General features: G+C 41.1%; 18 protein-coding genes and 2 pseudogenes. 5 read left to right on the top strand and 15 right to left on the bottom strand.

Going from position 1 to position 19,832, the window contains the following annotated elements; all coding sequences use genetic code 11:
- Positions 1–328 precede the first annotated feature (328 nt).
- Together NI469_RS06630 and NI469_RS06635 are read left to right on the top strand one after the other, a co-directional pair.
- Positions 329–871 (top strand): hypothetical protein, encoded by a 543-nt coding sequence (locus tag NI469_RS06630; protein ID WP_253174669.1) that lies wholly within the window; start codon positions 329–331, stop codon positions 869–871.
- A complete protein-coding gene (locus NI469_RS06635) occupies positions 852–1,484 on the top strand; it encodes a hypothetical protein (protein ID WP_253174670.1) in 633 nt (210 codons plus the stop codon). Before NI469_RS06630 ends, NI469_RS06635 begins: the two co-directional genes overlap by 20 nt.
- Before the next feature lie 17 nt (positions 1,485–1,501).
- Here the strand turns inward: NI469_RS06635 and NI469_RS06640 are convergent.
- A protein-coding gene (locus NI469_RS06640; protein WP_253174671.1) for an IS3 family transposase occupies positions 1,502–2,634 on the bottom strand; the annotation gives its coding sequence in 2 pieces (ribosomal slippage) (positions 1,502–2,382 and positions 2,382–2,634; 1,134 coding nt in all).
- 18 nt (positions 2,635–2,652) lie between these two features.
- Here NI469_RS06640 and NI469_RS06645 point away from each other — a divergent pair.
- Positions 2,653–3,297: a hypothetical protein gene (locus NI469_RS06645; protein WP_253174672.1), complete on the top strand. Its 645-nt coding sequence runs from the start codon at positions 2,653–2,655 to the stop codon at positions 3,295–3,297.
- 523 nt (positions 3,298–3,820) lie between these two features.
- Here NI469_RS06645 and NI469_RS06650 read toward each other — a convergent pair.
- From NI469_RS06650 to NI469_RS06660, 3 genes and pseudogenes are all read right to left on the bottom strand, one after another.
- Positions 3,821–3,970: a hypothetical protein gene (locus NI469_RS06650; RefSeq protein WP_253174673.1), complete on the bottom strand. Its 150-nt coding sequence runs from the start codon at positions 3,968–3,970 to the stop codon at positions 3,821–3,823.
- A 190-nt stretch (positions 3,971–4,160) separates the two neighbouring features.
- Positions 4,161–4,571 (bottom strand): annotated as a pseudogene (locus tag NI469_RS06655) (thermostable hemolysin).
- On the bottom strand, positions 4,549–4,890 hold the full coding sequence (locus NI469_RS06660) for a thermostable hemolysin (RefSeq protein ID WP_253174674.1): 342 nt from the start codon (positions 4,888–4,890) through the stop codon (positions 4,549–4,551). The pseudogene NI469_RS06655 and the gene NI469_RS06660 overlap by 23 nt, the downstream one beginning before the upstream one ends.
- Positions 4,891–5,076: 186 nt before the next feature.
- On the opposite strand from NI469_RS06660, the gene NI469_RS06665 reads away from it, so the two are divergent.
- Complete coding sequence (locus NI469_RS06665) at positions 5,077–5,463, top strand: diacylglycerol kinase (protein ID WP_253174675.1); 387 nt, start codon at positions 5,077–5,079, stop codon at positions 5,461–5,463.
- A gap of 39 nt (positions 5,464–5,502) precedes the next feature.
- A complete protein-coding gene (locus NI469_RS06670) occupies positions 5,503–6,213 on the top strand; it encodes a phosphatase PAP2 family protein (RefSeq protein WP_253174676.1) in 711 nt (236 codons plus the stop codon).
- 27 nt (positions 6,214–6,240) lie between these two features.
- Here NI469_RS06670 and NI469_RS06675 read toward each other — a convergent pair whose 3' ends face one another.
- The 11 genes and pseudogenes from NI469_RS06675 to NI469_RS06725 all read right to left on the bottom strand — a co-directional run bounded on the left by NI469_RS06675 (position 6,241) and on the right by NI469_RS06725 (position 19,787).
- Complete coding sequence (locus NI469_RS06675) at positions 6,241–7,560, bottom strand: sensor histidine kinase (protein ID WP_253174677.1); 1,320 nt, start codon at positions 7,558–7,560, stop codon at positions 6,241–6,243.
- Positions 7,561–7,565: 5 nt separating this feature from the next.
- Positions 7,566–8,237 carry a response regulator transcription factor gene (locus tag NI469_RS06680; protein ID WP_219309456.1) on the bottom strand — a complete coding sequence of 224 codons (672 nt, stop codon included), beginning with the start codon at positions 8,235–8,237 and terminating at the stop codon, positions 7,566–7,568.
- Between the two features lies 1 nt (position 8,238).
- Positions 8,239–9,924, bottom strand: coding sequence for a phosphoethanolamine transferase (locus tag NI469_RS06685; protein ID WP_253174678.1), 1,686 nt, complete (start codon positions 9,922–9,924; stop codon positions 8,239–8,241).
- Between the two features lie 105 nt (positions 9,925–10,029).
- Positions 10,030–11,296 (bottom strand): annotated as a pseudogene (locus NI469_RS06690) (MgtC/SapB family protein).
- Positions 11,297–11,547: 251 nt separating this feature from the next.
- Positions 11,548–12,042 (bottom strand): flavin reductase, encoded by a 495-nt coding sequence (locus tag NI469_RS06695; RefSeq protein WP_005246437.1) that lies wholly within the window; start codon positions 12,040–12,042, stop codon positions 11,548–11,550.
- A gap of 92 nt (positions 12,043–12,134) precedes the next feature.
- Entirely contained in the window at positions 12,135–13,178 is a 1,044-nt protein-coding gene (locus tag NI469_RS06700; RefSeq protein WP_253174679.1) for a methionine synthase, read from the bottom strand.
- Between the two features lie 42 nt (positions 13,179–13,220).
- Positions 13,221–14,228 carry a DUF1852 domain-containing protein gene (locus NI469_RS06705; RefSeq protein ID WP_253174680.1) on the bottom strand — a complete coding sequence of 336 codons (1,008 nt, stop codon included), beginning with the start codon at positions 14,226–14,228 and terminating at the stop codon, positions 13,221–13,223.
- A gap of 447 nt (positions 14,229–14,675) precedes the next feature.
- Positions 14,676–16,049 carry an amidohydrolase family protein gene (locus tag NI469_RS06710; RefSeq protein ID WP_253174681.1) on the bottom strand — a complete coding sequence of 458 codons (1,374 nt, stop codon included), beginning with the start codon at positions 16,047–16,049 and terminating at the stop codon, positions 14,676–14,678.
- 43 nt (positions 16,050–16,092) lie between these two features.
- Positions 16,093–17,013, bottom strand: coding sequence for an ABC transporter permease (locus NI469_RS06715; RefSeq protein ID WP_253174682.1), 921 nt, complete (start codon positions 17,011–17,013; stop codon positions 16,093–16,095).
- Between the two features lie 33 nt (positions 17,014–17,046).
- The gene (locus NI469_RS06720; RefSeq protein ID WP_253174683.1) at positions 17,047–18,144 is read right to left on the bottom strand and encodes an ABC transporter permease; all 1,098 of its coding nucleotides are present in this window, start codon (positions 18,142–18,144) and stop codon (positions 17,047–17,049) included.
- A 41-nt stretch (positions 18,145–18,185) separates the two neighbouring features.
- Positions 18,186–19,787, bottom strand: coding sequence for an ABC transporter ATP-binding protein (locus NI469_RS06725; RefSeq protein ID WP_253174684.1), 1,602 nt, complete (start codon positions 19,785–19,787; stop codon positions 18,186–18,188).
- Positions 19,788–19,832: the final 45 nt, after the last annotated feature.

The raw sequence follows: 19,832 nt of genomic DNA on the forward strand, positions 1-19,832 counted from the left end.
ATATTTTATATCCAGTCCATGGTGATAAAAACCATCATAAACCAGACATTTTTATTGGTGAGAATATAGACACTTTAAATGGGTTCTAACAATAGTATTTCGTATAATGTATATTATGTTAAATTGGTTACATGATACATTTACTTCATAATCACCCGTGTTTATAGATAAACAATATATAAATCAATAACTTATTTTCCAAATAATCCTATGCTAATTTTATTTAAGTCTATATAGTGTTTACTTCATTTAGTTCTTCAATTGTGTAATGTTCTTCTTAAAGACAATCAAACTCTCAAAAAAACATTCAACTCAAAATCGAATTGTTGTGCTGTTCAATGCTTCGACTACAACTGCTTGTCTTTATCCATTGCTCTATTCTTTATCTGTTTTGAGATTTCAAAGTGTAGCTACCCAACAATCAGATATGCTCGCACTTAAATTTTGGTATGAATTCTGGTTTCAGAAATTTTCAACATCGTTTTGTGAGTCATTCCTTTCTTTGAACTATGACCCTGAAATCTATTTACAAGAAATCGATAATTTTATGTTTTTCTTAGAAAATAATAAAAAAGTAGAAACCAATCTAATTCGTTTGAGATCTAATCTTGATGTTAACTATATGACCATTACTCAGCGTATAAGGTCTTTATTTAAGTATTTTGCATATCTACTTGATGAATACTGGAATGTTAGAAATCAAGAGCTTACTGTCACAGAAATTACACATCGCAGAAAAAACATAGATCTATATTTGATGAATAAAAAGAAAATTTTTAGCAAATTTTCTAAACGAAGTTTAACTGTAAAAAGTGAAATTAATCATAGTTTTAAAAGTCTAGATAACGACTTTGTCCGCAAATTTAGTTGAGGTAATCTTTCAATCAGTATTAGAGCTAACAAAAGAATGTAGAGAGCATCTTTACTATATTAGATCAAAAGATTGTTCCAATTTTTTACCTAAAACAATAGATGAAATTTTAGATGATTATGTTGAAGTAGATGATCTGATAGGTACGGTGTTTGGAGTAAAAGATACGTATAGAGGAAGATCTGGTCAACGTGAGGTGGTGATTAAGACGCTAAAAAATATTCCAGTATTTAAAGAATTTCATCATGGAACAGAAAGGAGAAAATATTTAAAAAACCATATCAATACATTAATTAAGGGATTAGCTAATTATGGTTCTGAATTTCCTATTGATTTTGTATTTAATTATGAGGGTAAGACAGAAAAAATTCCTTTTGAGAATTTACTATTCATTCATGAGTTTAAATCTACAACTCTACAAAGAGCTTTTATCAATAAAACGAATGTCATTCCTTTAAATACAAGATTAGTTAATGGCTTTTTAGGAAACTATTTAAGTAAGTCTGTTTTTGAGAAATATAATTTATTAGAAAATGAGAAAGAGTATTCTAAACTAACTACCCATATTCAGAGGTGGTCCCACTTGTTTGAACAACTAAAAGCTTATTTATAAGTGATATTCTGCTCTAGTTAAGCTACCTTATTTTGTTGTGGTAGCTGGTCATAGTAAAACTCATCTGGAGTCATTTTGTCCAGACTCGAATGAGGTCGTTTCAAATTATAAAATTCAAAATATGCACTCAATTGCTTTTTCGCATCGGTGACACTGCTATAAGCTTTGAGATACACCTCTTCATATTTAACGCTTCTCCATAACCGTTCAACCATCACATTATCAATCCATCGACCTTTACCATCCATACTGATTTGAATGCCATTTGATTTCAATACATCAATAAATGCATCACTGGTGAACTGACTGCCCTGGTCTGTATTAAATATTTCAGGTGATCCATATTTTTCAATCGCTTCATTTAAAGCCGAAATACAAAAATCCATCTCCATACTAATCGATACCCTATGCGCAAGTACCTTGCGGCTATGCCAATCAATCACAGCACATAAATAAACAAAGCCTTTTGCCATAGGGATATACGTTATATCCGTACACCACACTTGATTACTGCGCTGAATAGCCAATCCTTTGAGCAGATATGGATATTTACGGTGAGCTTGATTAGCCTGACTTAGATTTGGTTTACGATATAACGCATTAATGCCCATTTTCTTCATTAAAGTACGTGTATGACGTCGTCCTATATGATGTCCTTGACGATTCAATAAATCACGCATCATACGGCTACCTGCAAAAGGGTATTGCATATGTAACTCATCCATACAGCGCATCAGCTTCAGATCTGATTCACTCACAGGTTTTGGGCGATAGTAATAACAACCACGGGAGACTTTCAGCAGCTTAGCTTGCTTAGATACTGAAATCTGAAGTGAGTCATCGATTAACTTTTGTGGTTGAAGCGACCCAGTTTCTTCAACACACCTTCTAAAAAATCAATTTCTAATGCCTGCTCACCGATTTTTGCATGTAGTTTTTTTAGATCGATGGGTGGTTCTGTTGGAGCTTTTGATTGATCGAAAGCTTGCGAGGAAGCTGAAATCAGTTGATTTTTCCAGTCAATAATTTGGTTTTGATGAACATCAAATTCAGCACTCAATTCAGCAAGTGTTTTTTCTGCTTTAATCGCAGCAAGTGCTACCTTAGCTTTAAAGTCATTTGAATGATTTCTTCTTGGTCTACGTGTCATAAAATACTCCATATATTGATGTTTATAACATCATTTGGGGAGCAAAATATCACTTATAAGTGTTGTTCAAATTTCCTGATCCACCTCTTTTTAAAGCAAAATAATATCACCGAAAGATTAAATAACACTGAAGAATGGATAAAACAATCTTTCCCAATTGATGACTCTATCGGGCTATCCATCAAGTCTGTATTTAAAGTTATAAAAACAAATTTAGAAGTTAGAAATAGAAATCCGTTTGTGGAATTTGATATCCTAAATCAGTTAAAGGAAAACCCTCAAAAATTTTCAGAAGTATTAAAGAAGTACAGCTCATGTGCAATCATGGTTCCACTAGCTGCTAACAAAATCATAGATCGAACGATTAATAGTGAATTAATATCCTTGGGTGAGGTTGGGTATTTAGAAAATTGGCAACAATTTCATGCTGCATTACACTTTCTCGGACTCCACATTAAAGAAGATGGTGGGCTTATGGATACCTCTGAATTACCCAATAATTGTTGCCCTTTTTATAATGTATGCACCGTAAAACCCAAACAAGACAACAATGACATATGCCAATTTAAACCATGGGAAAACTATGATGCCATCAACCCAACTTCAGATATGTGCTGGTATGGGTGTGGTGTCAGACAAACTAGTTACTGTCCGAATCAGTAAAATGATTACCTAGTTTTCATTCGCACCATTGAAAATGGAATACCAAATGAAGTTCTATTTATATAAAACCAAGACAAAAAACATGCGTATAAAGCAGGTTTTAAAGTTTATATCAAATAAAAAATGATTTTTATGATGCTATCTGGCTAGATTTCCCATTAATTTTTTTATTTAACAACTCATCCTCTTGGTATTGAAGTACATTACCATTTGCAACCAACCTGCTGAGTTTTTCTGAAACTGGACTGCCATTAATCTTCTAAACAAATTTAGTCTATTCTTAAGACCATTTTAGTTGAAAAATATGCATTTATAGCTAGGTTCATGAACCATATATTTTTTAATAAATATTTTTATTACTCTAAGGAATTAAATTTAATATTAGAAAATCATAAATTTATTTATGAACTAGACTTTAGGTGAACATAAGTTAAATACAAGTTAAATAAGATACACTTAACCATAAGTTCATATCTTCCTTGTCCATAAAAGTGAATTTTGAAATTTTTAGAAGAAAATTGAATTAAATGGAAATCTCATCTCTACTCATGTCTTTAGCTAGATTTAACAGCCATTCTGGTGCAGAGAAAGATTCATCCAGAATACAGAGCAGCTCGGTTCGGCTGTCGGAAAGCAGATGCCGTACCTGCGCTGCAGTAAAAAACAGAGGCACCGGAGCAGATTAAGCTGCTTGAAACTGGCACTCAATAATTCTACCCGCTGCTGTAGCTCCGCATAGCTGAGTGTTGCCTGTGCGGTGACTACCGCTTCTCGTTGCGGATATTGTCGTGCTTGCAGGTTGATACGTTCAAATAAAGCAGTCATCATTTAAATTCTGTGCCTCGCTGATCAAGCAAAATGCTTTAATGACTAAATTGATAAAGTTGACGAGCGACTTGTAGGGCTTCTGCCACATCAATCGCCAGCACATAAGGTTTCTGCTGGTAATAGCTGCCCCACAGGTGCTGTGCCTCTCCTAGGACTTGCGGATCAGCCTTTTCAAGCACATGAAAACGTAATCCCATCTGTTGCAACACATAACGTACTGCAGTTGTTCCGGTACATACTGCCCATTCGATGTGTTACTGCGAGAGATGAAAAACCAGAAAGGCCACCATCAGTTTGGCTTTGTCCATATCTAGTGCTGCCAGATTGCCAATTTCTACTACTTTGTCTCGGCTGACCGTGGTCTGGCTGAGCTTGCCAAGAATATTTTCAATTGGTTCATCGAGATACTGTTCCAGAAAGGCATTAAATTGATTTAAATGCTGCATTCACCACCTGAATCTCGGCGCCGTGATAACCGGCAAACAGGGTCGAAGAGAAGCTCGATACAGTGGCCTGATGGACTTGCTGATATTTTTCCTGAATAAAATGTTCCAGGCTACGGCGTTCAGGTGTCTCGCTTTGTTCTACAGTTTTGACCGTCAAATGTAGCGATTGATCCTGTGCTGAAATTACCGGATACGCCGGAGGTACTTGTACTAAAAATTTATTGTGATGGGTTTGTTTTTTATATTCAGGCTGCTTGAAATATGTATTTAGAAAGTGAATCTGACTAGAGAAATAAGGATCAAAACTAAACTTGATCATTTGGCTCACACCACGAAATTAACTTGCTACTCAAGATAGAAGTCCAAACTTAAAAAATTCTTAATTTTGTGCAAAAGAATGTAAAAGCTGTGTGTATAAAAAATCCAGAGAACGGCCGGTTTTTTAAGAGCATTTTAAGATTGAAAATTTAAGTTAATCCTATCTCTTGTTGACTGAAACTGTTCTATGTCTTCCTACCGCTCACCTTATAAAGGCACCTCGGGAACGCAGCGTATTTTTAATGCGACCCGTTATTCCCTAGCTGGATTTAAAACAGCCTTTCAAAATGAGGCCGCCTTCCGGCAGATCCTGCTGATTAACCTTATTTTGATTCCTGTAAGCTTTTGGATGCCGGTTAGCCGGGTTGAGCAAGCGCTGATGGTAGCCGTGTGCCTATTGGCGTTGATCATTGAACTGATTAACTCAGCGATAGAGGCAGTGGTAGACCGTATTTCCATGGAACGGCATGAACTGTCTAAAAATGCCAAGGATATGGGCAGTGCGGCTCAGTTTGTAGCACTCAGTTTAATTGCCGTGACCTGGGGCATCATTTTAGCTGGTCATTTGATTTGACCTCTGCTCTTGCTACTGCCTGAAATGGACAACTTAAAAATGATCACTGACCGTTCCCGGTTTTTACTGACCCAAACTTTACTTTTGATCTTCAGTTTTTTGATTCTTCTCAACTTCTTTGACATTGGAGGAGTGCTGGACTTGCAGCTCATCTATCCCTTTATCGATGATCAGGGTCAATTTCCCCTTCGACAACAATGGGCACTGGCAGAACTCAATCATCGCTATGTTAAAGACCTGCTGATTCTGGTGTATATCACATTATTACTGGCCTGGTTGGCATCACTAAAATGGCAGAACTGGCATACGCAGCGCTGGGAATTTGGCTATTTCTTTAGCATGGTGGTGCTGACCACGGCCTCGATCGGAATTTTAAAATCTCAGTCGGCCCATGCCTGTCCCTGGGATATGACCATACCTACCCATAACGGGATTTTGTGGGATTTTAGTGCTACTGCGGGCCACTGTTTTCCTGGAGGGCATGCATCTAGTGGTTTTGCGTTGATGGCTGGTTATTTTGTTTATCGCATTTCTAACCGCAAGCGTGCTTATTTTCTTCTGATCGCTGCAATAATTTTAGGGTTGACCATGGGCTGGGCACAAATGATGCGCGGAGCACATTTCCTGAGTCATAATTTATGGACTGGCTGGATTATCTGGTGCATGAATGTCATTGGCTATACGCTGTTTAGCCATAAACTACCCATAGAAAAGACCACTCCTATACTCTCTAGTATCAGGCAACCTTAACTCCAAAAAAACCAGAAGCTTATTCGCTTAGGCTTCGATTAAAGGAAGCTTGACCTGTACACAAAGGCCACTCAGATTGGTACTTCGCGAAAATTCTAGTGTTCCACCCAAGCGCTCGGTGGCTTTATCTACAATGGATAAACCCAAACCGCTGCCAATTTCTGCATGGTTATGTATCCGGTAGAAGCGTTGCCGGATCTGATTGAATTGAGCAGGATCTATCCCTGCCCCACTGTCTTCAATTTGTAAAACCGCCTGCCGGCCTTGCTGGAAAATAGATACATTAATCACGCCATCCTTCGGACTGTATTTAATTGCATTATCAATTAAATTATAAATAATCGAGTGCAAAGCTGAAGCCTGGCCCTGAATCTGCAGTTCCTGTTGCTGTTCTACGCCCAAATCAATGTCTTTCTGTAGCGCCAATTGAATTAGTTCTTCGATACAGGTGGCTGTCATTTGATTCAGTGATAGCAATTGAACAGGTTCGCTTAAACCTTCGGTCACATCCTGTTTTGCCAGACTCAATAACTGGTTGACCAGATGCTGCATACGCAAAATGCCTTGACTCAAATTATGGATAGACTCGCTTTGAGGGAACTGCTGTAGCAAAATTTGCAGCTGTAAGTTTAGTGCTGTCAGTGGCGTGCGTAATTCATGGGCAGAATCTGCTACAAATTGACGTTGTTCCTGTTGGGCCAGAGAAATTCGGCCAAACAGATAATTCATTTCCTGAATAGTCGGTTCCAGCTCTAGGGGATAATCTTTCATTGCAATTGGCTTTAAGTCTTGTGCCTTGCGACTGGCCAATTCAGTTTTAAAATCATTGAGTGGCTGAAAATTTTTCCGGATCATCCAGCCTAAGCCAAATACTGCAAAAGGTAAAAAAAGCACATAAGGAAGAAACATATTGGCTGCCAGTTCCAGCGCTAGTTCCTGCCGGACATTTTGCTGCTGGCTCACCTGAATCTGTAATTGCTTAGCAGGAATAATATAAGTTAACCAGGTTCCATATGGCGTTTGATGCTTGTAGAAACCTGCTTTCCTGACCGGTGCCACAAGAATATCCTGCGGATGCAAGGAAGTGGCTGTATCTGTATAGGACCAGATATCTACAAATAAATCTTCTTCACTGTATTGTTTTGCCAGATCGATTTGACTTTGCAGGGGCTGCGGATGATTTTCTGAAATGCGCTCTGCCAGGCTTTGCATCTGTTTATCCAGTACTTCATTAATTTCTTCGAGCGCAATCCGGTATGCCGCAAAGATCAGCACACAGCCCAGTACTACGCTAAATAATGAAATATAAATGACCAGACGTTTTTGCAAGGAATAACGTTTCTGCATGGCGCTCATCCTAAGCGATATCCTAGCCCACGTATGGTACGGATGAAGTCTTTTCCTAATTTTGCCCGCAGATGATGGATATAGACTTCTACCGTATTACTACTGACATCACTATCAAAGTCATAAAGCTTGTCTTCCAGATCATTCTTGGAAAAAATTTTATTCGGATGATTTAACATGGCCATTAAGATGGACCATTCCCGATTGGATAATTCTATAGCCTGTCCATTAAACAGAGCGATATGCTGCTCCAGATCTAGTTCTAAACCACTGTGTGATAATTTCTTATTCGTATCTATCCCGGTATTTTTTAAACCACTACGGCGTATTAAGGCATGAATACGGGCCAGTAACTCGTCAAATTCATAAGGCTTGATTAAATAGTCATCTGCTCCCTGATTCAGCCCATCCACCCGGTTTTGTAATTGATCCCGGGCAGAAATAATCAGCACCGGTAAATTCGGAAACTTCTGCCGGATATTTTTCAGCACCAGCATGCCATCCATCATCGGCAAGCCTAAATCGAGCAGGACAATATCGTAGACCTGCTGCTGTAACTGTTTTAAACCCTCAATCCCATTATTGACCCAGTACACCTCAAACTGATGCAGCTTGAGCAATGTTTCAGTCGACTCGGCAATCATAAAGTCATCTTCAATAATCAGTATTTTATGCATTTCAAGCTCTGTTCTTTAATGATGGTGAGCATTGTGCAAGCATATCATTTTTAGCTTCAGTCACTTGCGTTTTTATATCCAGCAAGCTTAATAAGCTGGGGAAAAGATGATCCTGACTACGGGTCTGGCTGGTCTGTCCTTTGAGACAGTTGACCTGCTGGGTATTCTGCTGCTTCCAGGTATCGGAGAACCACATCAGCATCGGGACATGGGTTTGCTGGGTCGGTGCCATACTATAAGGTGTACCATGCAGGTATAAACCATGCTCTCCGGTAGATTCTCCATGATCAGACAGGTACCAGAAACCGGTCTGATATTGAGTCTGCTGCTTTAAAGTTTCAATGATCTGGGCAAGAACATGGTCTGTATATACAATCGAATTATCATAGCTATTCTTTAATTCTTCTGTACTGCAGCCCTGAATGGCATTGGTCTTACAGGTCGGTTGAAATGGCTGATATGGCGCTTTGGAACGCTTGAAATATGCGGGGCCATGACTGCCCATCTGATGCAGTACAATTAATTGTGGTTTCGGGTTGTTTTTATCCAGATGCGCCAGATAATCTTTCAGGCTATCCACCAGGATTTCATCAAAACATTCACCACCAGCATCACACCACTTCTGTTTCAGTTGTGCCGGAATCTGATACTTTTGTACCCGGTCACAGGCACCTTTACAGCCTGAGTTATTATCAATCCAGGTCACCTGATATCCGGCGCGCTGAGCAATATCCAGCAAACCTTCACGGTGGCTGGCTAGCTGTTCATCATAGGTTTCACGTGACATGCCCGAAAACATACAAGGCACTGAAACGGCAGTTGCAGTTCCACAAGAGCTCACCTGATTGAAATTAATCACCGCTAACTTGCTCAGTTCAGGATTGGTATTGCGCGCATAGCCATTTAAAGCAAAACTCTCGGCACGTGCAGTTTCTCCAACAACTAGCACCATCAATTTGGGATGATCCTGCATTTGGGCCTGCTGTAACAGATGTGCATCTTCGCCAAAAGCCACCAAAGGTAAATTCGCTTTAGGTGCTTTCTTTTTATAATAGGACAAGGTGGACGCGATGCTATTTTGTGGAGAAAGCATACCCTTCAGATCGCGGTGCTCACGGAAGATGGCGGCATAATCGACATAGAAACAGAACAATAAACCTAGAATCAGTCCGAGTGAGACTACACTGCTCAGGCTTTTATGCACCAGCTGATGCCCAAGCGATGCAGGCTGAATTTTAAGCATCCAGATGATAAAAAGTGGAAAAACTACAAATACTAGTGTCCAGATGACCAGTCGCATTGACCAGAGATCTCGAACTTCGCGGGCATCGGTTTGCAGCATATTCTGAATCTGGTCTGGCGTAATAACGACCCCCAGACTATTGACAAAATAAGCACTAAAACCACCCAAAATGATCAGGGCGCTGGCCAGTATTTTGGCGTTCCATTTCCAGTTCAGCCACTGTAGTATCAGATTGTAAAAGGCAATAATAATCAGTGCCGTAGCGACCAGTAATACGCCTGCTTTCAGATTGGTATAAGGTGTAAATTCATGAATTTTCTGGTAGAAAGCAAAGTTTAGGATCAATCCCAGCCACATAGCCAGCAACATGTTGAAGCCTGAAAGACTAATCGACTTTTTAGGTCGCTGACTAAAAAAAGACGAATGGGAAAACAGCTTCAGCATGATCCGTGGCTCAAAGACTTTAAGATGCTTTAGCCTAGAATCTGAAACTTAAAAATGGCTTAAAATGACTGGATCATTTTATAATATATGCAAACCAGCTCCCTTTTATTTCAAACTCAGAAGAATAAAGATAAGCCCTAACATATGTAGAATTTGGCTAGGCGCAAAATACAGAAAAAACTTCCATCCCCCAGTCACAAAAGAATTGATACTTTTAGACACCGCATGTGCCGCAAGTCCAATCATGACAGCATAAATTAAAGTCAGGTTATGAGGATTTCCCTGTATCACTACACCTGCTACAGCAGCATGCACTTCAAATAAAGAGGCTAAAAAAGTACCTAAAATTAAGCCGCTATCCCCCAGTAAAAGATTCGCGCCGTAAATCCCTGCCTGGATTAAGGTTAAACTGACCGCAATAATTACCGCTTCTTTGATACTGAACATCCGGCTATCAATTTCTTGTATTTCATTGATGGTCGTACTGTTATCCGCTTGGGGAGTTCGATAAATCAAGAATCCAGCAGCAATACATAAAATTCCGATCCCTACCAAACTCGGAATCAGCAGGAACTTGAACCATTCTACGCTCACTCCCAGAACAATCAGCAAAAGCTGTAATAAGGTGGCAATACAGGAGATCAATCCAGCACCTGCATTTAATTTTGCACTGGCCCGCCCGGATCGGACTTGCATGCCCAAACTGGCAATTGTGGCCGTACTGGAGACAAATCCCGAGGCTAAGGCAGATAAAATAAGCGCCTTATCATTGGACAGGATTCGTTTTGCCACATGTGCTATGGACTGCACAATCAAGATTAAAATGAGTAGTTTAAGGATGATATAGGGGGTTCAGTACGGCGCCCCACAAGGGCTTATTGGGCATGACCGGCAACGCAATCAATATCAAAGCCAATAAAAGTAGCCCGTCTCTTAACTCATAGCTTTGGATCGTTTTTCCAGCAAATTGATGCAATGTCTGTTTGCCCATCAGAATGATCGTGAGTAGAACCGCTATCCCTGCAGCAAGTGGGATATTCCATACACAAATAGCGCCAATGATATAGGTCATTAAAAAAGCCAGTTCAGTGGTAGATCCAATATCCTGCTTCTGTTGAAACAGGCTATACACACAGAACAGGCTGACCGCGACGGCTCCTATCACCGCAATATAGAGATGCAAAAGGAAACATGAAGCACCCAATAAAGCTGTAATCGTAAATGATCTTAACCCTGCAAAACTCTGCTCATGGTTATTGTTTTTATGACGTTCACGCTCAAGTCCAATTAAAAGACCACAGCCTAATGCCGACAGCATGATGGTCAGTAATTCCTGAAAAGATAAACTTTGCAAAAGCATATTCAAGAGCATTCACCTTGTGTCATCCAGTGACTGTACGTATTTTTAGTATATAAACAGTTTTTTAAAGCAGCACATCAATTTAACTGCTGTATCTTTAAATTCTAGGCTATAGATAGCTGTAAATTATTGCATTAGTCCGCCATTCATCCTTGTTGATGGTCTACCTAATTCCTTATTCTTAGTAGACCAGTTTAATCAAAATTACGGAAGTTAATAAGCTTTTAAATCTAAAATATTTTAATCCTACATCAGCTCCAGGATTAGACAGACTCTGTTTCCCCGACCTGATGATAGGCACGATTAAAATAAACCAGGGCTTGATCTTCCTGATTCTGTTGAATGGCAACAATCGGACAAATCAAAATCGTATGTGTACCAACTTCCTGGATCTGCCCAATTTCACAATCAAAGCTCACCAGTGCATCTTGAAGTACAGGAGAACCTGTTTCTAATTCAGTCCACTCACCCTGTTCAAATCGTTGTTCAGAACTGAATTTTGAAGATGCAAAAACATTTGAAAGATGCGCTCGATCTGCACTGAGTACATTTACGCACAGCACTTTATTTTCAACAAAGTTGATATAAGAACGCGATGATTTATTCATACAAACCAACAATGTCGGTGGTGTATCGGTCACGCTACACACGGCAGACGCAGTAAAACCATGACGACCTGAATCGCCCATCGTGGTCACTACATTCACTGCACTTGTTAATAAAGACATTGCGTTTCTAAAGTCTGTCGCTTCAACCATCACCGTATTCCAATATTCAGCTTTTTATAAAGAGCGTTATATCACTCAAATGATACTTTCAATCTTTTAAAAGCATCATGGATTCACTTTAATTAGCGAGATAATTCCTGACGAATAATCTCAGCACCTGCACTGAGTGCATTGAGTTTGCCACGAGCCACTTGGCGACCAAGTGGTGCCATGCCACAGTTGGTTGATGGATAGAGTTTGTCTGCATCCACAAACTGAAGTGCTTTACGCAACGTATTTGCCACTTCTTCAGCTGTTTCAATTTGATTACTTGCGACATCAATAGCACCCACCATGACTTTTTTACCACGAATCAACTCAATCAAATCCATCGGAACACGTGAGTTACGGCATTCGAGCGACACAATATCAATTTTTGATTTTTGCAGTTTCGGAAATGCTTCTTCGTACTGACGCCATTCTGAGCCTAAGGTCTTTTTCCAATCGGTATTGGCTTTAATACCATAACCATAGCAAATGTGTACCGCAGTTTCACACTTCAAGCCTTCAAGTGCACGCTCTAAAGTTGCCACACCCCAGTCATTCACTTCATCGAAGAACACGTTAAATGCAGGTTCATCAAATTGGATGATATCCACGCCAGCCGCTTCAAGCTCACGAGCTTCCTGATTCAGGATCTTGGCAAATTCCCAAGCCAGTTTTTCGCGGCTCTTGTAGTGACCGTCATATAGCGTATCAATCATGGTCATTGGACCAGGAAGCGCCCATTTAATCGGTTGATCTGTGAGTGAACGTAAGAATTTGGCATCTTCAACAAAGACAGGTTTTTGACGAGAAACTTCACCCACGACTGATGGCACGCTCGCTTCATAACGATCCCGGATTTTGACCGTTTCACGCTGATTGAAGTCAACGCCTTCAAGGTGCTCAATAAATGTGGTCACAAAATGCTGACGGGTTTGCTCACCATCGCTGACAATATCAATGCCTGCTTGCTGTTGTTCATGTAGGGACAAACGCAGTGCATCTTGTTTTGCATCGAGTAATTCCTGGCCTTCCAATTTCCAGGGTGACCAAAGTTTTTCAGGTTCTGCCAGCCAAGACGGTTTCGGTAAGCTGCCTGCAGTTGATGTTGGGAGTAGCTTTTTAGGTTGTAAAAGTGCCATGTCTAATCTTCTATCTCTATATTCGTAAAATAATGTGGTGTATTAAGCAGCGCGTTCTTGGTCGGCAATATTTGTGAGCGTGAACTCGGCAGCCCATTGCTCCAGAATGTCTTTATAAGGTTTGATAAAGTGCTCTTCCGTCCACTTTCCTTGCTTCACTGCCAACTGACCACGCTCAACACGGTCATACACAATTTGAGTCAATGAATAATCTGGGTACTCAAGGCTGGGTTGATAGACCTGACCCGCAGCAGAATTCGCATTATAAATTTCAGGACGGTAAATCTTTTGGAAGCTTTCCATGGTACTGATCGCACTGATCAACTCCAGATCGGTATAATCACGTAATAAGTCACCTGCGAAATAAAATGCTAAAGGTGCAGCAGCATTTTCAGGTTTGAAATAACGAACGGTTAAGCCCATTTTGGCGAAGTATTCATCGGTGCGTGAATACTCATCATTTTTATATTCCATACCCAATACAGGATGTACATTCGCTGTACGGTAGTAAGTTTTCGAGGTTGAAACGCTCAAACAAATCACCGGCTGTTTTTTAAATTCTGCTTTAAATACTTCAGAATTGACGAGATATTGATAAAGCTTGCCGTGTAAATCACCAAAATTTTCTGGCTTGGTCGAGGCTGGATTTTTCTTGATATGTTCAGGAAGTACCACGCTAAAATCATAATCGCGGACATAAGACGAGAAACTGTTGCCAATCATGCCATCAATACGCTGATTGGTTTGATGATCAATAATCGTGATTTTTAAAGTTTCAATTGCAGGGAACTTTTTGCCATTTCCTTCAATATCCAGGTCAACTGAAATAATATCGATTTCAACTGAATAACGATCTGCTTTTGGGTTATCCCAATGTGCCAATGCATTAAAACGGTTATTGATCATTCGTAGAGTGTTACGCAAATTCTGTTCGCGACTTTCGCCACGCGCCAAATTGGCAAAGTTCGTCGTCAGACGTGTGCTATCTGCAGGTTGATAGTTTTCGTCAAAACGAATGCGCTTAATTGAACATGCAAACTTTTTACTCATTGTGATTCACTACCCTAAGTTCTAATAACCAAATTTCTGAATGAGCCTAGTTATACGTGAACGTTAAGATGAATAAAACTGATTTAAACTCAATGAAAAGTGAATTTTATTCATTCTTGGTTGTTCTTAAGATATCAAGATCACTTAATAAAGAAAAATATGACAGATTTTTTCTATGTAATTTTAGGGTTCAATAGAGGATAAAATCATTAATATTAATGGCTTGAAATAATTTCTATTAAATATTAAGTAGGTGAAAGTGAGTAATAAACTCGAAGAATGGTTTGTAGTGGATTTGATACATTTTAGAAGTGAATGAATGAAACTCATCTAAAGATTAGAAAATATCAGTCTATTCACTCTGTTTAATTTCATTTAAATCATGCGTTAGAAAGGCGTCTGAGGTCACCCCACTATCAATGAATAACCTCAACCCCCACGTAAATCTTAAAATTCTTCCCGCTGTAATTCATTCACCGTTTGCCCCTGCTTTGCAAACCACTGATCACGACGTTTAAACAAGCGTGGCGCCGCCTGATTCACTTGATCAATTAGAGCCTGTAAATCGGCATTGATCAAACGGCCATTTTTAACCACAGTCTGTCCCGCCACCATCGTCATCACGACATCTTGGCCTTGAACTGCATGGACTAAATTGGTATGCAAATTAAATAATTTTCTATGATCAATCAACGGCGTCATCCGCGGTGTATCCAGTTTCACCGCAATCAGGTCGGCCTGTTTGCCGACTTCCAATGAACCAATTTCATCTTGCATACCCAAGGCTTTAGCTCCTGTAATCGTAGCCATTTGACAGACTGACCAGGCATCCAGGGCGGCCGCATCCAGCGAAGAAAATTTGGCCAGCAATGATGCCGTTTTCATTTCTTCAAATAGATCCAGGTTATTGTTTTCTTTTTCTCCGTCAGTACCCAAACCCACCGCAACGCCTTGACGTAGCATTTCAACGACAGGCGCTGCACCGGAAGCCAACTTCATGTTGGAAATAGGATTGTGCGCAACCCCTACCGCATGTCGCCTTAAAATCTGAATTTCATTTGCATCTGTCCAGACGCAATGTGCCAACAAAGTTTTAGGCAGATCTAGCAAGCCCAGTTTTTGCAGACTCTCAATTGGGCGAATACCTGAACGGCGCAGGTTTTCCTGTACATCAAATTGGCTTTCATTGCTGTGGGTATGAAAACCGGTTTGATAATCCTGACAAAGTTTCTCAATGAGGCTTAATGCTGAAGCTTCAGCATAAAACAGGTGCTCTAAACCCACCCAAACCTGAATACGTCCATTCGCCTGCTGATGCCAACGGTTGATTAAAGCCTCATTACTTTTTAAGGTTTCAAAATAATTGTGATCCGGATGTTCCGCGACATAAGGTACTAGAACGGCACGAATTCCCAATGCTTGCGCAGCTTCAGCACTTCCGTCCATATAACGCCACATATCAACGATGGTGGTCGTTCCCGACAATAGTGCCTCGGCATAACATAAATAGGAGGCGATTTTCGCATCCTCTGGTGTCAACACCCGGTGCATCGGGTCAATATACTGCTGTAACCAATCCCAAACCGGTAATCCTTCAGCCGTACCACGCAATAAACCGGAATGACAATGGGTATTGATCAAGCCCGGCATCAGGATCTTTTGTGGGTAATCTTCAATGAGCACCTCTGGATAGCATTGAGTTAACTGTGCCAATGTACCCACTGCTTTTATTTGGTCGCCCTCAATCAGTATCGCGCCATTTTTAATACATTCATTCTGCGCATTCATGGTAAGGACATAGGAAGCTGTTAAAATTTTCATGATTTATACTCAAATCTATTCTATTTATGATGAATGGCTGCGGTTATGGCACGAAGGTTTTGCCTAAAGAAGATGGCAAATTCATTTTGAGTACTTTTTTATTCCGTGAAATCATGACCAGTACCACAATGGTGGCTATATAGGGCAATGCGGCAAGCAGCTCGTTCGGAACCTTGATTCCAAGCGCCTGGGCGTGAAATTGCAAAATGGTTACGCCCCCAAACAGGTAAGCGCCGAGCATTAAACGTGTTGGTTTCCACACCGCAAATACTACCAGTGCAATGGCAATCCAGCCGCGGCCTGCGACCATATTTTCAATCCACATCGGGGTATAGACGGTTGATAGAAATGCTCCGCCAACTCCTGCCATCAAACCGCCAAATAGTACTGCGCCATAACGAATCGCCAACACGTGATAACCCATGGCGTGCGCACTTTCCGGTGATTCTCCAACTGCTTTAAGCAATAAGCCCAAACGGGTTTTGGCCAGCACCAGCCAAACGGCAAAAAATGCCAAAATCGACAAATACACCACATAGTTTTGCTGGAACAAAATCGGACCCAATACTGGAATATCCGCTAATAGTGGAATATTAAAATTAGCCAGACCCGGTAAAGCCATACTGACGTAGTTCTGTCCCAAAAATGCAGAGATACCGAGTCCAAAAATGGTTAAAGCCAAACCGCACGCGGATTGATTGGTACTTAAAGACAAGGTAAAAAAGGCAAAAATCAGGGCCATCAGCATGCCTGCCAGACCACCCATCAATAAGGCACTTAATACACTGGCATCATATTGCTCAGCAAAAGCAAAACCTGCAATTGCACCGACCAGCATCATCCCTTCTACTCCAAGATTAATCACACCTGTCCGCTGTGTGACCAATTCCCCCAGACCTGCGAAAATCAGTGGTGTTGCTGCTGCAACAGTACCTGCAAGAATTGCAGTTATTTCTAAAGCCATATCATGCTTCCTTTTGCTGTAGACAACATTGGGTTAAAGGGTAGTTGCTGTGGGCTGAGGGACCGGTGACGCCATTTTTTTGCTAAACCGGTAACGGTTTTCAATTAATGCATCGGAAGCCAGCAGGAAAAACAACAGCAGCCCCTGGAAAATACCGGTAATCGCGACCGGAAGCTGTAGCTGCATTTGTGCCATTTCACCGCCCAGATAAATCAGCGCCATAAAACAGCCTGACAGTACAATACCGATTGGGTTTAAACGCCCTAGATAGGCCACGATAATCGCTGCATAGCCATAACCTGGGGACAGGTTCGGATTCAGCTGACCAATAGGTCCAGCCACTTCACAGATTCCGGCAATACCTGCCATCATTCCGGAAATCACCAGACTCATCCAGATAGCTTTGGAGGAAGAAAAACCTGCGTATTTGGCAGCTAAAGGTGCCTGACCGCTGACTTCCAGTTTATAGGCCGTCAGACTTTTACGCATAAAAACCCAGAACAGAAGGACTGCAAAAAAAGTGATAAAAATAGAGGTATTAATGCGTGTGCCTTCTACAATAAATGGCAGCGTCGCACTCTCACTAAAAACCACCGATTGAGGGAAGTTCATCCCTTCCGGATCACGCCAGGGACCATTGACCAGGTATAGCAACACACATACTGCGACATAATTCATCATCAGGGTGGTCAGGGTTTCTTCGGCATTAAAATGGGTTTTCAGTAAGGCAGGAATTGCGCCCCAGAGTGCCCCACCAAGTGCGCCCATGACAATCATTAACGGGAGAATCCACCAGCCGATGTGATCATGAAATAAAATCGCAATACCACCGCCAAAAATCGCGCCCATGGTGAGCTGACCTTCAGCACCAATATTGAATAATTTGGCTCGAAATCCAACCGCCAGCCCCAAGGCAATCAGAATCAGAGGCCCGGCTTTCACTGCCAGTTCACTCCAACCATAAGAGGAAGTCAGCGGTTCAATAAAGAAGATGTACATGGCTTGCGCGGGATTAATCCCCAACATTAAAAATAAAATGCTACCGACAATCAGCATGGCCAGCAGCGCAATGAGCGGTGAAAGCCACTTCATGATGTGAGATGGATGTTCACGCGGTTCCAGTAAATGCATGTCGCTCTCCTCTCAACCTGTATATTTGTTTTTTGGCTATATTAAGCATGAGCTTGCTGCTCCTCTACGATGATCGCAGTGTCATGACTTGAAATACCTGACATCAAGACCCCAACATTTTCAGTATTGGTTTCATGGGTAGGCATCGCTGGAGATAGTTCACCATTGGCCAATACACAGAGACGATCACTGATTTCAAACAGCTCTTCTAATTCTTCTGAAATCACCAAAATAGCGACGCCTTGTCGAGAGAGATCAATCAGGGTTTGCCGGATAAACATGGACGCGCCGACATCAACACCCCAGGTCGGTTGAGCCACAATCAGGAATTTCGGATTTTGCAAAATTTCCCGGCCTACAATAAATTTTTGTAAATTTCCACCCGACAAGGAACGTGCTTCAGCCTCTGCACCACTGGCTTTCACCCCGAATTTTTCAATACAGTGCTCGGCAAAAAGCTTACATTGCAAAAACTTGATTAATCCCCATTGCGTCAGGTTCTGCCGAAATGCAGTCAGTAAGGCATTCTGGGACAGTGTCATGTTCGGAACTGCTCCTCGGCCCAAACGTTCTTCAGGGACAAAGCCCAGGCCCAAGTCACGCCGTTGTCCAGGACTGAATCGGGAAATATCGATTTGATCCAGAACCATCCGGCCATGTTTCAGGCTGTTTTCACCCGACAATAAAGACAGTAATTCTGCTTGCCCATTGCCAGAAATCCCGGCAATACCGACAATTTCACCGGCACAAATATTTAAATTGATATTTTTCAGCGACACGCCAAATGGGTCATCAGACTGGTAAGCCAGATTCTCGACTTGGAATAGCACCTGTTTTTCACCTGTATATTCAGGGCGTAGATAGGTCGGTAAATCACGGCCAATCATTAAACGTGCTAAATCACTGGTGCTGTTTTTTTTAGGATCGACATTTCCGGTCACACGGCCATTGCGCAAGATGGTTGCTTCATCACAAAGTTCTTTGATCTCATGTAATTTATGACTGATATATAAAATTGAAACGCCTTGGGAGGCCAATAAACGCAAGGTTTTAAACAGTTGCCGTACCGCTTGTGGCGTTAATACTGAAGTCGGTTCATCTAAAATAATTAAAGCGGGATTTTGCAAAAGGCAGCGAATAATTTCGACGCGTTGCCGTTCACCTACCGATAAAGAATGTACTTCGCGGCGTGGATCAATCGGTAAACCATATTGTTCTGAGACTGCAATAATTTTTTGACTTAGAGCTTTTAAAGGAATTTTTTCATCCAGTCCCAGCGAAATATTTTCGACTACAGTCAAAGTCTCAAACAAAGAAAAATGCTGATAGACCATGCCAATCCCGAGCTTTCTTGCCATCGACGGGCTATCAATATGTACTTCTTTACCGTTCCAGAGGATTTGTCCCTGATTGGCCTTGGTTGCCCCATAAATAATTTTCATCAGGGTACTTTTGCCGGCGCCATTTTCACCCAAGATGGCGTGAATCTGTCCGGGTTGAACGGTTAAATGTATCTGGTCATTCGCTTTCAATGAATTGTAACTTTTACAGATATTGATGAGCTGTAAACGCGGTACACCTGAAGAAGAACGTGCATTCAACTCTTGCGCATGAGCAGATCTATCGTGTTGAGAGGTCATCATCAGTGCCCTATTCCATGCCGTAGCAATTCAGCATCCATCGATGGT

Origin of the sequence: Acinetobacter lwoffii (genome assembly GCF_024129735.1) — a bacterium.
Taxonomy (GTDB): domain Bacteria; phylum Pseudomonadota; class Gammaproteobacteria; order Pseudomonadales; family Moraxellaceae; genus Acinetobacter; species Acinetobacter lwoffii_H.

What these genes read in the sequence shown, in the direction of transcription:
- NI469_RS06665 (WP_253174675.1), top strand. Translation starts at nt 5,077, where the DNA reads ATGTCTTCCTACCGCTCACCTTATAAAGGCACCTCGGGAACGCAGCGT.
- NI469_RS06725 (WP_253174684.1), bottom strand. Translation starts at nt 19,787, where the DNA reads ATGATGACCTCTCAACACGATAGATCTGCTCATGCGCAAGAGTTGAAT.
- NI469_RS06700 (WP_253174679.1), bottom strand. Translation starts at nt 13,178, where the DNA reads ATGGCACTTTTACAACCTAAAAAGCTACTCCCAACATCAACTGCAGGC.
- NI469_RS06715 (WP_253174682.1), bottom strand. Translation starts at nt 17,013, where the DNA reads ATGGCTTTAGAAATAACTGCAATTCTTGCAGGTACTGTTGCAGCAGCA.
- NI469_RS06645 (WP_253174672.1), top strand. Translation starts at nt 2,653, where the DNA reads ATGTTTATAACATCATTTGGGGAGCAAAATATCACTTATAAGTGTTGT.
- NI469_RS06720 (WP_253174683.1), bottom strand. Translation starts at nt 18,144, where the DNA reads ATGCATTTACTGGAACCGCGTGAACATCCATCTCACATCATGAAGTGG.
- NI469_RS06710 (WP_253174681.1), bottom strand. Translation starts at nt 16,049, where the DNA reads ATGAAAATTTTAACAGCTTCCTATGTCCTTACCATGAATGCGCAGAAT.
- NI469_RS06660 (WP_253174674.1), bottom strand. Translation starts at nt 4,890, where the DNA reads ATGATCAAGTTTAGTTTTGATCCTTATTTCTCTAGTCAGATTCACTTT.
- NI469_RS06695 (WP_005246437.1), bottom strand. Translation starts at nt 12,042, where the DNA reads ATGGTTGAAGCGACAGACTTTAGAAACGCAATGTCTTTATTAACAAGT.
- NI469_RS06670 (WP_253174676.1), top strand. Translation starts at nt 5,503, where the DNA reads ATGATCACTGACCGTTCCCGGTTTTTACTGACCCAAACTTTACTTTTG.
- NI469_RS06675 (WP_253174677.1), bottom strand. Translation starts at nt 7,560, where the DNA reads ATGCAGAAACGTTATTCCTTGCAAAAACGTCTGGTCATTTATATTTCA.
- NI469_RS06705 (WP_253174680.1), bottom strand. Translation starts at nt 14,228, where the DNA reads ATGAGTAAAAAGTTTGCATGTTCAATTAAGCGCATTCGTTTTGACGAA.
- NI469_RS06685 (WP_253174678.1), bottom strand. Translation starts at nt 9,924, where the DNA reads ATGCTGAAGCTGTTTTCCCATTCGTCTTTTTTTAGTCAGCGACCTAAA.
- NI469_RS06680 (WP_219309456.1), bottom strand. Translation starts at nt 8,237, where the DNA reads ATGCATAAAATACTGATTATTGAAGATGACTTTATGATTGCCGAGTCG.